The sequence below is a fragment of the Streptomyces sp. NPDC101191 genome (genome assembly GCF_044767915.1).
GTDB lineage: Bacteria > Actinomycetota > Actinomycetes > Streptomycetales > Streptomycetaceae > Streptomyces.
Genome location: NZ_JBIWOU010000010.1, coordinates 150,491 through 164,047, shown reverse-complemented (window position 1 = coordinate 164,047; position 13,557 = coordinate 150,491). Strand labels below are relative to the sequence as shown.

Sequence of the window (13,557 nt, the reverse complement as noted above, 5' to 3'; positions counted from 1 at the left end):
GAGGGGGCCCGGGCCGGCTCGCGACGAGCTCGAGCGGCATGGCGGCCCCGCCCGTCAACCGGCGTACGGGCGCGTGGACTTGGCGTCCTTCAGTGCGCGGGCCCACCAGCCGAGCTGGTCGAGCATGGTCTTGGCCGCCGTGTCGGGCCCGGTGGGGTCCTTGGGAGCGCCGTCCTCGTCGAACTGCCCGTGGGCCAGGTGGAAGGAGACGGTGTCGCGGACGGTGACGGCGTGCATCTCGGCGAAGACCTGGCGGAGTTGCTCGACGGCGCGCAGGCCGCCGGAGATGCCGCCGTAGGAGACGAAGCCGACGGGCTTGGCCTGCCATTCGGTGAAGTGCCAGTCGATCAGGGACTTGAGGGCGGCCGGGAAGGAGTGGTTGTACTCGGGGGTGATCACGACGAAGGCGTCGGCCTCGGCCAGGACGGGGCTCACCTTGGCGAGCTCGGCCCGGACGGCGGGGCCGGGGCTGTGGGAGAGGGCGGTGGGCAGGTCGACGTCGGCGAGGTCGACGACCCGGGTGGTGAAGTCGTCGCGCTCGGCGGTGCGTCCGGCGAACCAGTCGGCGACGACGGGACCGAAGCGGCCCTCGCGGTTGCTGGCGACGATGACGGCGAGACGGAGCGGGTTCGTGATGTCCATGCCGAGGATCGTGGTACCTCAAGTTTGGTTGAGGTCAAGCGGGAATTCCCGGGCATACGGTGGACCCCATGACCACGCCTCACCGGAAGCCCGAGAAGACGGCCGAAGAACCCGCCGAGACCCCCGCCCTGCACATCGAGGTCGACGGCGCGCCCGCCGCCGACCCGGAACTCCTCGCGACGCTGATGAGCGGCTACGGCCACTTCACCGCGATGCAGGTGCGCGACGGGCGGGTGCGGGGCCTCGGTCTGCACCTGGACCGGCTCGACCGCTCCACCCGGGAGCTGTTCGGCCGCGCCCTGGACGTCGGCCTCGTACGGACGCGGCTCGCCGGGGCGCTCGCGGCGGCGAACCGGCGGGACGCGTCGGCGCGGGTGTACGTGTACGAGGGCGCCCACGCCGTCGTGACCGTACGGGCCCCGTTCCCGGACGACCGGCAGCCCTGGTCGCTGAAGTCCGTCGCCTACTGGCGGCCGGCCGCGCACATCAAGCACCTGGGCGGCTTCGGGCAGGCCTTCCACGGGGACGCGGCCCGCCGGGCGGGCTTCGACGAGGCCCTGCTCACCGGCGGCCCGGACGCCGAGATCGCCGAGGGCGCGGTCACCAACATCGCCTTCTGGGACGGCTCTTCGGTGATCTGGCCGTCTGCACCCCACCTCGCCGGCATCACCATGCAGCTGCTCGCCCCGCGGCTGCCGTCCGTGACCCGCCGGGTGACCCTGGCGGACGTGCCCTCCTTCCGTGCGGCCTTCGTGACGAACTCGCGCGGCATCTCGCCGGTCTCCCTGATCGACGACGTCGAGTTCGGGGTCGACGAGGAGCTGATGGCGCGGGTGTACGCGGCGCAGGAGGAGGTGCCCTGGGAGGTCCTCTGACGTGACACCTCCGGGGCGGTCGACGTCCTCTGACGTGGCCCCTCCGGGGGCGGTCGAGGTTCTCCGACGGAGCCGCCGGGCGCTCGGTCACCCGTTCGGCACGGACCGTCAGGTGACGCCGAGAAGTCGGCTCTGACCTGCGGAGATCCCGGAAATCCAGGCGCCGCGCCGTCCCGGACGGAGCAATTCTGATCCTCCCTCAGCAGGCGGTGGGACCGGCCACCCGTTTATCTCGGTCCTACGGAAGAACGTCCCGCTTCCGGCACACATGTTCGCGCGCCCCGGAGGACCCCATGCGCCGCAACCCCGCCCGACTGCTCACCGGTACCGCGCTCACGATCGTCGCCCTGGGCGCCTTCGCCGCCCCCGCGGCGCTCGCGAACGACGGACACGGCAACAACGACGGACACGGCTCCGAGGCCCTGGAGATCTTCCCCTCCTCGGCCGACCCGGGCTCCACCGTCACCGTGAACACCCTCGCCTGCGGCTCCCACGGTCACGGCGTCGGCGACGCGAACTCGCTCGGCGCGGGCGAGTTCCAGCTCAACCCCAGCACCCACAAGGAGGTCGTGGTCGGCCAGTTCACCGTGCCGCACCACGCCAAGGCGGGGACCTACGGCATCAGCGTCGCCTGCGACAACGGCAAGACGGCCCGCGGCGACGTCGTCGTCAAGCACAAGAGCCCCAGCGGCCATGTGCAGACCGGTGTCGGCGGCAGTGTGGGCGCCGACACCGCCCAGATCACGGCGGGCGTGGCGGTGCTGGCCGCGGCCGCCGTGGGCGGTACCTGGCTCCTGCGCCGCCGGGCGAGCGGCGCGCAGGACGGCTGACCGTACCGCCAGCTCCTGCCCCCGCCGCGTGCCCGCTGACGGCCCGGCGGGGGCAGGACCACACCCGGAGGGAGGAACGCCCGTGAGCATCCGCAGCAAGGGCTGGGGCATAGCCCTCGCGGCCTGCGTGGGCCTCTGGATGATCCAGAACGGCTCCGGCGAGGTGACCCCACCCGTCCCCTCGGCCGCCCAGGCCTTCGCCGCCGGGCCGAGCGTCCACACCGACGCCGCCGCCGACCCGCTGCCGCCCTCCGCCCCGCTGCGGCTGCGCGTCCCCGAGATCGACGTGGACGCGCCCCTGACGGGGCTCGGGCTCGGCGCCGACGGCTCGCTGGAGGTGCCGCCGGCCGCCGACCGCAATCTGGCCGGGTGGTACGAGAACGGCACCACGCCCGGCGCGAAGGGCACCGCGATCGTCGCGGGCCACGTCGACAACGCGCAGGGACCGGCCGTCTTCTACGCCCTGGGCGCCCTGAAGAAGGGCCACCGGATCGAGGTGGACCGCCAGGACGGCCGTACCGCCGTGTTCACGATCGACGCGATCGAGGTCTACGAGAAGGACCGCTTCCCCGACGCCAAGGTGTACGGGGAGGCCGACCGGGCCGAGATCCGGGTGATCACCTGCGGCGGCGGCTTCTCCCGGAAGTCCGGCGGCTACCAGGGCAACGTCGTCGCTTTCGGGCACCTCATCGGCGTGAAGTAGCGGCGGAGGTCGCCCCCTCGCTCCCGGCCCGGGCGGCCGCGCGCCCCGGCGGTCAGGTCCACCGCGGCGGCCGGGCCCGCTCGACGGTCGGGCCCCTCCCACCGGCCGGGTTCCGCACGCCGGCCGGGTTCCGCACGCCGGCCGGGTTCCGCACGCCGCCCGGCCCCCTCCCACCGGCCGGGCCCTTCCCACCGGCCGGGCCCTTCCCACCGGCCGGGTTCCCGCACCGGTCAGGCCCCGCACGCCCCCCGCCGGTCAGGCCCCGCACGCCCCGCGCCGGTCACGCTCCGCACGCAGGCCGGACCCCCGCGCCCCTCAGGCCCACTGGTCGAAGGCGAGCTTCGCGACCAGCGAGAAGACGACCACGAGCAGCACCCCGCGGACGAACTCCGAGCCCTTCCGCAGCGCCATCCGCGCGCCGATCATGCCGCCCGCCAGGTTGAAGACCGCCATGACGCCCGCCAGCAGCCACATCACGTGCCCCTGGTAGGCGAACATGGCGAGCGCGCCCGCGTTGGTGCAGACGTTGACGATCTTGGCCGTGGCGGAGGCCGTGACCAGGTCCAGGTGGAGCACGGCGGTCAGGGACAGCACCAGGAAGGTGCCGGTACCGGGCCCGAAGAGGCCGTCGTAGAAGCCGATCCCGCCGCCGACCACGACGATCGCCGTGACGATCCGGGCCCGCGTGAGCGGCGGCCGCTCGGCGCCCTCGGGGCGGGTGCCGAAGGACGGGCGGAACATCACGAAGCCGGCGACGGCGAGCAGGACCACCATGATCACCGGCCGCAGCACCTCGCTGCTGATCCCGGCCGCGAAAAAGGCGCCGCCCATCGAGCCGGCGAGGGCCGCGAGCCCGATGCGCACGGCCGTGCCGACCTGCACGGGTGCCTTGCGGGCGTAGGTGACGGCAGCGCCGGAGGTGCCGACGATCGCCACGGCCTTGTTGGTGCCCAGGATCTGCGCGGCCGGCAGGTGCGGCAGACCGAGCAGCAGCGCGGGCAGCAGAAGCAGACCGCCGCCCCCGACCACGGCGTCGATCCAGCCGGCGGCCAGCGCCGCGACGCAGAGCAGAGCGAGAGTGGTCAGGGATATGTCAGGCATGCCGTGAGCCTAGAGCCCGGATGTGTGCGTCATCCATCGATCTCGGGAGTCTTGAGCTACGTCTGAGCTTGCGGCCGTCCCGGCGGGCCGTATACGCCGGTCGGGGCCCTCACAGCACGCCGGGCCCGCGGTGAGGCCGGCGTTCCGTACGGGAAACAGCCGGGATCCCGTCGGGTAACACCCACCGCGCAGGCTTCCGGTCATGAGTACACGGATCGTGGTGGTCGGGGGCGGAACGGCGGGCGCCCGGCTCGCCCAGCGGCTGCCGGTCACGCTCCTCGGCGAGGAGCCGCACACGCCGTACAACCGCCTGCTGCTCGCCGACGTCCTCGCCGGCCGCTACGGCCCCGAGGTGATCACGCTGCCCGAGGCGCGCGAGCCGGCCCGGCTCGGTGCGCGGGCGGTGCGGATCGACCGCGCGGCCCGCACGGTGGAGTGTGCGGACGGTGCCCTCGTGCCGTACGACCGGCTGGTCCTCGCGACCGGTTCGGCGCCGGTGCTGCCGCCGCTGCGCGGACTGCGCGGGGCGGCGCTCCCCTCCGGGGTCCACGCGTTCCGCACGCTCGACGACTGCCTGGCGCTGCGCGAGCTCGTCCGGCCCGGGGTGCGTGCGGTCGTCGTCGGCGGCGGCCTGCTCGGTGTCTCGGCGGCCCGGGCGCTCACGGCGCTCGGCGCCGAGGTGATGCTCACCCAGCAGGGCGAGCGCCTCATGGAGCGGCAGCTGGACGAGGAGTCCTCGGCCCTGCTCCGCGCGCACATGGAGGAGCTCGGCGTCGAGGTGCACACCGAGTGCCGGGTGAGCGGGCTGCGGCAGCGGGACGGCGCGGTCACCGCGGTCGAGCTCGCCGACGGGTTCGTCCTCGACGCGCAGGTCGTCGTCCTCGCCTGCGGGGTCCGCCCCCGGGTGGCGCTGGCCCGCGAAGCCGGTCTCGACGTCCGCACGGGCGTCGTGGTCGACGACGAGCTGCGCACCTCGGACCCGGCCGTCCACGCGATCGGCGACTGCGCCGAGCACGGCGGGCGCGTGTACGGCCTGGCCGGCCCCGCGCTCGACCAGGCCGACGTGCTGGCGGAGCTGCTCCTCGCGGAGCGGGCCGACGGACCGGCCCCCGTGGTCCGCCCCCGCTACACCGGCACCCGCGCGCTCACCCGGCTCACCCTCGGCGGCCCCGAGTCGCTGGACCTGGCGGCGTTCGGTGAGACCACCCCCGCCCCCGGCGACGACGTCGTGCGACTCACGGACGCGACGCGGCGGGCCTACCGGAAGGTCGTCGTCCGTGGCGACCGGCTCGTCGGCGGCGTGCTCCTCGGCGATCTCGCCGCGGTCGGCACGCTCGCCCGGGCCTGGGAGGGCGACGAGGCCCTGTCAGACGCCCCCCTGCTTCACCTGCTCACCCACGACGGAGGCTCCTGACATGACGACCCCTCCCACCCCCACCATCGTCCTGGTCGGCCACGGCATGGTCGGCCAGCGGTTCCTGGAGGCGCTCGCGGACCGGGGCGTCGCCGCGCGGGCCCGGATCGTGGTGCTCTGCGAGGAGCCCCGCCCCGCCTACGACCGCGTCCAGCTGACCTCGTACTTCTCCGGGAAGACCCCCGACGACCTGTCCCTGGTCGAGGACGGCTTCATGGAGCGGCACGGCATCGAGCTGTACACGGACGACCCGGCCGTCGCCGTCGACCGCGCGGCCCGCACGGTGACCGCCCGGTCCGGCCGGGTCTTCGCGTACGACATGCTCGTCCTGGCCACCGGCTCCTTCCCCTTCGTGCCGCCGGTGCCCGGCAAGGACGCCCACGGCTGCTTCGTCTACCGGACGATCGAGGACCTGCTCGCGATCGAGGAGTACGCGAAGGGCCGGACGACCGGCGCGGTCGTCGGCGGCGGCCTGCTCGGCCTGGAGGCGGCCGGCGCGCTCAAGGGCCTCGGACTCGACACGCACATCGTGGAGTTCGCGCCCCGGCTGATGCCGGTGCAGGTGGACGAGGGCGGCGGCGCGGCCCTGCTGCGCACGATCGAGCAGATGGGCCTGACCGTCCACACCGGGACGGGCACCCAGGAGGTCGTCACCGAGGACGGCGCGGTCACGGGCATGCGCCTGTCGGACGGCTCCGAACTGGCGACGGAGATGGTGGTGTTCTCGGCGGGCGTCCGCCCCCGCGACCAGCTGGCCCGCGACTGCGGTCTGGAGGTCGGCGAGCGCGGCGGCATCGCCGTGGACGAGCTGTGCCGGACCTCCGACCCGGCGGTGTTCGCGATCGGCGAGTGCGCGCTCGCCTCCGACGGGCGGGTGTACGGCCTGGTGGCCCCGGGCTACGAGATGGCGCAGACCGCGGCGGCGACGATCGCCGAGGAGAGCACCAAGGGCTTCACCGGCGCCGACCTGTCGACCAAGCTGAAGCTGCTCGGCGTGGACGTGGCCTCCTTCGGCGACGCGCACGGCACCACCGAGGGCTGCCTGGACGTCGTCTACTCCGACTCGCGCTCCGGCGTCTACAAGAAGCTGGTCGTGGACGGCGAGGGCACGCTGCTCGGCGGCGTCCTGGTCGGCGACGCCGAGTCCTACGGTCTGCTTCGCCCGCTGACCGGCTCCAGGCCGCCGGTCTCCCCCGAACAGCTGGTGCTCCCGGCGGGGGTCGGCGCGCCCGTCGCGCTCGGCCCGTCCGCGCTGCCGGACGACGCGGTGATCTGCTCCTGCCACAACGTCACCAAGCACGCGATCACACAGTGCGCCTCGCTGCCCGAGGTGAAGAAGTGCACCAAGGCCGGCACGGGCTGCGGCAGTTGTGTGAAGGTGATCGAGAAGCTGCTGCCGGCCGCCGCCGACAAGGGACTCTGCGGCTGCTTCGCGTACAGCCGCAGCGAGCTCTACGAGATCGCCCGCGCTCTCCGCGTGACCTCCTTCGCCGCCCTGCTCGACTCGCACGGCCGGGAGGAGGCCAAGGGCGGCGACGGCTGCGAGGTCTGCAAGCCGACCGTCGGCTCCGTGCTGGCCAGCCTCGCGCCGGCGATCGGGCTGGGCGGCTACATCCTGGACGGCGAGCAGGCCTCGCTGCAGGACACCAACGACCACCACCTGGCCAACCTCCAGCGCAACGGCTCCTACTCCGTGGTGCCGCGCATCCCGGGCGGCGAGATCACCCCCGAGAAGCTGATCGTGATCGGCGAGGTGGCCCGCGACTTCGGCCTCTACACGAAGATCACCGGCGGTCAGCGGATCGACCTCTTCGGCGCGCGGGTGGACCAGCTCCCCTCGATCTGGACGCGGCTCGTCGACGCCGGCTTCGAGTCGGGGCACGCGTACGGCAAGGCGCTGCGCACGGTGAAGTCCTGCGTGGGCCAGACCTGGTGCCGCTACGGCGTGCAGGACTCCGTGAAGATGGCGATCCAGCTGGAGCTCCGCTACCGCGGTCTGCGCGCCCCGCACAAGCTGAAGTCGGCGGTCTCGGGCTGCGCCCGTGAGTGCGCGGAGGCCCAGTCGAAGGACTTCGGCGTCATCGCCACCGCCAACGGCTGGAACCTGTACGTCGGCGGCAACGGCGGCGCGACCCCGCGCCACGCCGACCTGCTCGCCCAGGACCTGTCGGACGCCGAACTGGTGCGCCTGATCGACCGGTTCCTGATGTTCTACATCCGTACCGCCGACCGCCTGGAGCGCACCTCGGTGTGGCTGGAGCGCCTGGAAGGCGGCCTCGACCACCTGCGGGACGTGGTGGTGAACGACTCGCTCGGCCTGTGCGACGAGCTGGAGGCGCTGATGGCGGCGCACGTCGCGGACTACCGGGACGAGTGGGCCGCGACCCTGGACGACCCGGACCGGCTGCGCCGCTTCGTGTCCTTCGTCAACGCGCCGGAGACGCCGGACCCTTCGGTGAAGTTCGTGCCGGAGCGCGACCAGATCAAGCCCGACCTCCAGATCCTCACGATCGGCACCCTGGAAGGAGCCTCCCGATGACGACCCTCGAACTCTCCCCCGCAGAAGACGCCTGGATGACGGTCTGCGAGGAGACGCGACTCACCCCGGGCCGGGGCATGGCGGCGCTGCTGCCGGACGGCCGGCAGGCCGCGGTCTTCAGGGACCGCTCCGGCCGGACCTACGCGATCGACAACCGTGACCCGTTCACGGGGGCCCAGGTGCTCTCCCGGGGCCTGCTCGGCTCGGCGGGCGGGCGGGTGTTCGTGGCCTCGCCGCTCCTCAAGCAGCGCTTCGACCTGGAGACGGGACGGTGCCTGGACGACGACGAGGTGGCGGTGGCGGTCTACCCGGTACGGACGGTCTGACCCGCCCCTTCCCCCATGAGGCCCATACTTGACCGTTCGGTCCAGAAAGACGTACGGTCACGCCGTGGCCAGGACCAAGGAATTCGATCCCGACGCCGCGCTCCAGGCCGCTCTCGAGCTGTTCTGGGCGCGCGGCTACGAGGCGACGTCGATGGCGGACCTCGTCGAGCACCTCGGCATCGGCCGGGCCAGCGTCTACGCGACCTTCGGCAGCAAGCACGAGCTGTACATGAAGGCCCTGGACCGCTATCTGGAGAGCCGCGACCCGCGGATCACGGAGGAGTTGTCCGCGCCCGGCCCGGCCCTGCCGGCCGTCCGGGCCCTGGTGCGCCGGTTCGCGGCGGAGGCCGGGACCGACGGGGTCCGCCAGAACGGCTGCCTGGTCACCAACTCGGCGACGGAACTGGCCCCGCACGACGGAGCGGTGGCCCGCCGGGTGGAGCTCAGCTGGGAGCAGGTCGAGACGCTGCTGCACAGCGCGCTCAGCCGGGCCAGGGCCCAGGGCGAGCTGCCGGCGGGGCGTGATCCGCGGGCCCTCGCCCGGATGCTGCTCGTCCTGATGCAGGGGCTGCGGGTGGTGGGCAAGGCGTCCGGCGACCCCTCCCGCGTGCGCGACGCGGCGGAGCAGGCCCTGGCCCTGCTCGACTGACGGGCTCCGCGCAGGGGCGCCTTCGGGCGCCCCTTTCTTAGGCCCTGATACGAGAACGTACGGTCAAATACAGGGGGAGAAATGAACCGATTCACCGAGCGCACCGTCCTCGTCACCGGCGCCGGCTCCGGGCTCGGCCGGGCCATCGCGCTCGCCTTCGCCGCCGAGGGCGCGAAGGTGGCCGTCGCGGGCCGCGGCGCCGCCCCGCTCGACGGGACGGTGGAGCTGATCGAGGCCGCGGGCGGCACCGCCCGCGCGTTCACCGCCGACGTCGCCGTCTCCGAGGACATGCACCGCCTCGTGCGGGACACGGTCGAGGCCTTCGGGGGGCTCGACGTCGCCGTCAACAACGCCGGGGTGTTCCGCGGCGGTCACCGCGCCGGCGACTTCCCGCTGGAGGACTGGCGGACGCTGCTCGACATCAACGTCACCGGCGTCCTGCACGCGCTCCAGGCGGAGATCGCCCACATGCGCGCGCACGGCGGCGGGGCCATCGTGAACATCTCGTCCAACCTGGGCCCCCACGTGCGCGTCCCCGGGGTCTTCGGCTACCAGGTCTCCAAGGCCGCCGTCTCGGCGATCACCCGGGCCGCCGCGCTCGACCACGTCGCCGACGGTATCCGGATCAACGCGGTCAGCCCCGGGGCCTCGGAGTCCGCGATGTCGCTGCTGCCGGGCGAGACGGAGGCCGAGCGTGCGGTGCGGATGAAGGAGCAGTCGCCGCTCGGGCGGATCTCCTCGGCGGCCGAGATCGCGGCCGCGGTGCTCTACCTCGCCTCGGACGCGGCCGGCTCCGCCGTCGGCACGGATCTGGTGATCGACGGCGGCGTCTCGGCCTGACGGGCCCCGGCTCCTGACCCGACGGGCCCCGACGGACCTCGTGGTCCTCGTGGCCCTCGTGAGGTCCTCGCGGGTCCTTGCGAGGGGCCGCGGGCGATCAGCCCTGGGCGCCCTGGGCGGCCGCCACGTCCATCCAGAAGACCTCCCAGTGGTGGCCGTCCGGGTCGGCGAAGGAGCGCCCGTACATGAAGCCCATGTCCATCGGCTCCTTCGCCGGGCTGCCGCCGGCGGCCAGCGCCCGGTCGGCGAGCTCGTCGACCTTCTCGCGGCTCTCGGCGCTCAGCGTGACGAGCACCTCGGTGCTCTTGGTGGCGTCGGAGACCTCCTTGCCGGGCGCGAGGAAGCTCCTGAACTTCTCCTCGGTCAGCAGCATCGCGTAGATCGTGTCGCTGATGACCACGCACGCGGCGGTCTCGTCCGTGAACTGCGGGTTGATCGCGTAGCCGAGCTTCTCGTAGAAGGCCTTGCTGGCGTCCAGGTCCGTCACCGGCAGGTTCACGAAGATCATCTGCGGGGCCATGGTGTCACTCTCTCTTCCGTAGGAGCCGTGTCGGCGCTTTCGAGAGGTAAGACGGGCGGGCCCGCCGGAACTCATCGGCGTCGCGGCGCTTTCCCCGGAAATCTTTTCCGCTCAGGCCGCCGACCGCAGCCTGAGCGCCGCCAGCGGCACGAAGCCGCCCTGCCCCTCGGGGGCGTCGGTGGACGCGTCGCGCCCTTCGAGGCGCCGCAGCAGGGCCACGGCGATCCGCTCCCCCTGCTCCTTGGCCCGCTCGGCCACCGGCCCCTGGTGGAGCCCGTCGACAGCCGCCCGCCACAGCTGCGTCCAGCGTCCGAAGTGGGCGGCGGTGAGGGGCCGCACGGAGTGCAGCGCGGCGTGCGGCGCGAAGGCGTCCCGCCGGTACTCCGCACCGCGGAGCAGCGCTCGCTCCCAGAAGTCGGTGATCCTCGGCAGGTGGACCTCCAGGTCGGTGCCGGCGACCTCGGTGAAGAAGGGCCCGATGAGCCGATCGGCGAAGGCCGCCTCGTAGAAGCGCCGCAGCAGGACGTCGAGGTCGTCGCGGGAGCCGATGTCACGGAGGGCACGGGGAGCGGACATGCCCCCAGGGTCGCGCACAGGAGCCCGGTCCGCCCAGTGCCGAAGGGCCCGGGGAGCGGACCGCCGGCGGTGCAGGGCCCGGCTGCGCGGTCGTACGTGAGCCAGGTGCCGTCGCCGAGCGGACGGACCGGGCCCTCGGCCGGTCCCGAGGGGTAGCGGACGCGGCCGCGCGCCTCCAGCACGCCGGCGTCGCATCGTCATGGCCGGAACCCGTCGCCCGTCAGCGGGGGCGCGGCCACCCGCCCCCGCCCACCGTCCGCCGCACTCCCGTCACCGTCCGTTGACGCCAGGTCAACTCCGGACTCCTAGATTCCAGGACCGCGCGACCCCGTCGCCGAAGGTGCGGCGGGGCCAGTCACACCTTTAACGGGAGTGAGACGTGGAGCGACGCAGTTTCCTGCGTGGAGCGGTCATCGGTACGTCGGCCGCCGCCTTCGGCGGCAGCCTCTGGGGCGGGACGGCACTCGCCGCGCCCGCCCAGCCCGGCGCCGGCCCCTACGGGGCGCTCGGCGCGGCGGACGCGAACGGCATCCAGCTGCCGGCCGGGTTCAGCAGCCGGGTGATCGCCCGGTCCTCTCAGACGGTCACGGGCACCTCGTACACCTGGCACAGCGCCCCCGACGGCGGGGCCTGCTTCGCCGACGGCACGGGGTGGATCTACGTGTCGAACTCGGAGATCAACCCGAGCGGCGGCGCGAGCGCGGTGCGGTTCGACGCGTCCGGCACGATCACGGGCGCCTACCGGATCCTGTCCGGCACCCGGCAGAACTGCGCCGGCGGCAGGACGCCGTGGAACACCTGGCTGTCCTGCGAGGAGGTCAGCCTCGGGTACGTGTACGAGACCGACCCGTACGGCGTGAACGCGGCCGTCCGCCGTGACGCCCTGGGCAGGTTCAAGCACGAGGCCGCCGCCGCCGACCCGGTGCGCCGGGCGATCTACCTCACCGAGGACGAGACGGACGGCTGCTTCTACCGCTTCCTGCCCACCACCTGGGGCAACCTCTCCTCCGGCACCCTGCAGGTCCTCAAGGCCGGCACCGCCACCTCCGGCACCTTCACCTGGCAGACCGTGCCGGACCCGGACGGCTCGCCGACCACCACCCGCAACCAGGTCTCCGGCGCCAAGCGCTTCAACGGCGGCGAGGGCTGCCACTACGCGAACGACACCGTCTGGTTCACCACCAAGGGCGACAACCGGGTCTGGCAGGTGAACCTGGCCGCCGGCACCTACGAGCTGGCCTACGACGACTCGCTGGTGACCGGCGGGGGCGCGCCGCTCACCGGTGTCGACAACGTCACCGGCTCGTCCTCGGGCGACCTGTTCGTCGCCGAGGACGGCGGCAACATGGAGATCTGCATCATCACACCGGACGACGTCGTCACGCCGTTCCTGCGGATCAACGGCCAGTCGGGCTCCGAGATCACCGGACCGGCCTTCTCCCCCGACGGCACCCGGCTCTACTTCTCCAGCCAGCGCGGCACCACCGGCAGTTCCTCGGGCGGCATCACCTACGAGGTGACCGGCCCGTTCCGCGCGTAGCACCGGTGACCGACCCGGCCGTGGGCGCCGCCGCCTCCCAGGAGGGCGGCGCCCAACGGCGTCAGGGTGTGCAGGACCGCGTTGCCGTGCCGCAGCGTGGCGACCAGGCCGGCCTCGCGCAGGACGCCGGCGTGCTGGCTCGCGGAGGCCAGGGACACCCCGGCCCTGCGGGCCAGTTCGCTCGTCGTGCCGCCGTCGCCGATGGCGCTGAGCACCGCGGAGCGGGTGTGCCCGACGAGCTTCGCCAGCGAGGGCAGGCCGGGGGCGCGCAGGGTCGGCGACTCGCCGTGGGTGATCGGGTAGACCAGCACCGGCGTCAGCTCCGGGTCACGCAGCACGACCGCCGTACCGCGGCAGAACCAGGACGGCTGGAGCAGCAGCCCGCGCCCGTCGAGGTGCACGTCCCGGTCGACCGGGTAGTCGGCCTCCAGGACCGGGCTGTGCCAGCGGAGCATCGGCGGCAGGGAGGCGAGGAGTTCGTCCGCGCCCCCGTCGAGCAGGGCCCGGCCGCGGCGCGCCCGGTCGGCCTCGACCTGGGCCTGGATGTGGGTCCAGTACGGCTCGACGGCGGCCCGGTGATAGCTGCTCAGCGCCGAGAGGAGCCGGCCGAGGGGCTTGGTGCCGCCGTCGGCGAGGGTCCGCAGCGCGGGCGGCACGGCGGGGTGCCCGGCGCGGGCCGCGCCGATCAGGGCCAGTTCGGTGTGCAGCCGGCCGGGCGGTGTGGCGCCGACGGCGTCCAGCCCCTCGTCGAGCCCGAGGATGCCCTGGGGCGGCGTCAGGAAGTCGGGGAAATAGCCGCGACTCGGCACGAGGGCGCCGAGCAGCCGGGTCTCGGCGCCCAGGCGTCTGCGCGCCTCGGAGCGCCATTCTCCGTACACGACGGAGCCGCGCCGGTCCCTTAAACGGTGAAAACTGAGAATCGTTTCCCACAGAACGTCCGGCCGGGCAGCCATACGCACCCCGGCCAAGTCGTTTCCGGTGAAATGAATCCGCAGCATATGC

The 13,557-nt window shown here is 73.4% G+C and carries 14 protein-coding genes; 9 read left to right on the top strand and 5 right to left on the bottom strand.

The window, feature by feature from the left end; all coding sequences use genetic code 11:
• Positions 1-54: 54 nt before the first annotated feature.
• Positions 55-642 (bottom strand): NADPH-dependent FMN reductase, encoded by a 588-nt coding sequence (locus tag ACIRQF_RS32460; protein ID WP_376630203.1) that lies wholly within the window; start codon positions 640-642, stop codon positions 55-57.
• A 68-nt stretch (positions 643-710) separates the two neighbouring features.
• On the opposite strand from ACIRQF_RS32460, the gene ACIRQF_RS32455 reads away from it, so the two are divergent.
• The 3 genes from ACIRQF_RS32455 (at position 711) to ACIRQF_RS32445 (ending at position 3,050) form a co-directional block, all read left to right on the top strand.
• The gene (locus ACIRQF_RS32455) at positions 711-1,517 is read left to right on the top strand and encodes an aminotransferase class IV (RefSeq protein WP_404097785.1); all 807 of its coding nucleotides are present in this window, start codon (positions 711-713) and stop codon (positions 1,515-1,517) included.
• A 293-nt stretch (positions 1,518-1,810) separates the two neighbouring features.
• Positions 1,811-2,347, top strand: coding sequence for a hypothetical protein (locus tag ACIRQF_RS32450; RefSeq protein ID WP_376630207.1), 537 nt, complete (start codon positions 1,811-1,813; stop codon positions 2,345-2,347).
• Between the two features lie 82 nt (positions 2,348-2,429).
• Positions 2,430-3,050, top strand: coding sequence for a class F sortase (locus tag ACIRQF_RS32445; protein WP_389750077.1), 621 nt, complete (start codon positions 2,430-2,432; stop codon positions 3,048-3,050).
• A gap of 315 nt (positions 3,051-3,365) precedes the next feature.
• Here ACIRQF_RS32445 and ACIRQF_RS32440 read toward each other — a convergent pair whose 3' ends face one another.
• The gene (locus tag ACIRQF_RS32440; RefSeq protein ID WP_404097781.1) at positions 3,366-4,151 is read right to left on the bottom strand and encodes a sulfite exporter TauE/SafE family protein; all 786 of its coding nucleotides are present in this window, start codon (positions 4,149-4,151) and stop codon (positions 3,366-3,368) included.
• Between the two features lie 202 nt (positions 4,152-4,353).
• Here ACIRQF_RS32440 and ACIRQF_RS32435 point away from each other — a divergent pair, with 202 nt between their 5' ends.
• The 5 genes from ACIRQF_RS32435 to ACIRQF_RS32415 all read left to right on the top strand — a co-directional run bounded on the left by ACIRQF_RS32435 (position 4,354) and on the right by ACIRQF_RS32415 (position 9,919).
• Positions 4,354-5,565 (top strand): NAD(P)/FAD-dependent oxidoreductase, encoded by a 1,212-nt coding sequence (locus ACIRQF_RS32435; RefSeq protein WP_376630213.1) that lies wholly within the window; start codon positions 4,354-4,356, stop codon positions 5,563-5,565.
• Between the two features lies 1 nt (position 5,566).
• On the top strand, positions 5,567-8,104 hold the full coding sequence (gene nirB / locus ACIRQF_RS32430; RefSeq protein WP_404097777.1) for a nitrite reductase large subunit NirB: 2,538 nt from the start codon (positions 5,567-5,569) through the stop codon (positions 8,102-8,104).
• A complete protein-coding gene (gene nirD, locus ACIRQF_RS32425; protein ID WP_376630217.1) occupies positions 8,101-8,430 on the top strand; it encodes a nitrite reductase small subunit NirD in 330 nt (109 codons plus the stop codon). The genes nirB and nirD overlap by 4 nt, the downstream gene beginning before the upstream one ends.
• A gap of 64 nt (positions 8,431-8,494) precedes the next feature.
• Complete coding sequence (locus ACIRQF_RS32420; protein ID WP_404097774.1) at positions 8,495-9,079, top strand: TetR/AcrR family transcriptional regulator; 585 nt, start codon at positions 8,495-8,497, stop codon at positions 9,077-9,079.
• A gap of 81 nt (positions 9,080-9,160) precedes the next feature.
• The gene (locus ACIRQF_RS32415; protein ID WP_376630221.1) at positions 9,161-9,919 is read left to right on the top strand and encodes an SDR family NAD(P)-dependent oxidoreductase; all 759 of its coding nucleotides are present in this window, start codon (positions 9,161-9,163) and stop codon (positions 9,917-9,919) included.
• A gap of 97 nt (positions 9,920-10,016) precedes the next feature.
• On the opposite strand, the gene ACIRQF_RS32410 is transcribed toward ACIRQF_RS32415, so the two are convergent.
• Both ACIRQF_RS32410 and ACIRQF_RS32405 read right to left on the bottom strand, forming a co-directional pair.
• Entirely contained in the window at positions 10,017-10,439 is a 423-nt protein-coding gene (locus ACIRQF_RS32410; RefSeq protein ID WP_404097772.1) for a VOC family protein, read from the bottom strand.
• Positions 10,440-10,550: 111 nt separating this feature from the next.
• Positions 10,551-11,015, bottom strand: a complete 465-nt coding sequence (locus ACIRQF_RS32405) for a group III truncated hemoglobin (protein ID WP_404097770.1) — start codon at positions 11,013-11,015, stop codon at positions 10,551-10,553.
• Positions 11,016-11,394: 379 nt separating this feature from the next.
• Here ACIRQF_RS32405 and ACIRQF_RS32400 point away from each other — a divergent pair, with 379 nt between their 5' ends.
• A complete protein-coding gene (locus ACIRQF_RS32400) occupies positions 11,395-12,555 on the top strand; it encodes an alkaline phosphatase PhoX (protein WP_376630227.1) in 1,161 nt (386 codons plus the stop codon).
• On the opposite strand, the gene ACIRQF_RS32395 is transcribed toward ACIRQF_RS32400, so the two are convergent.
• On the bottom strand, positions 12,525-13,553 hold the full coding sequence (locus tag ACIRQF_RS32395; protein ID WP_376630229.1) for an ArsR/SmtB family transcription factor: 1,029 nt from the start codon (positions 13,551-13,553) through the stop codon (positions 12,525-12,527). The genes ACIRQF_RS32400 and ACIRQF_RS32395 overlap by 31 nt on opposite strands.
• Positions 13,554-13,557 lie beyond the last annotated feature (4 nt).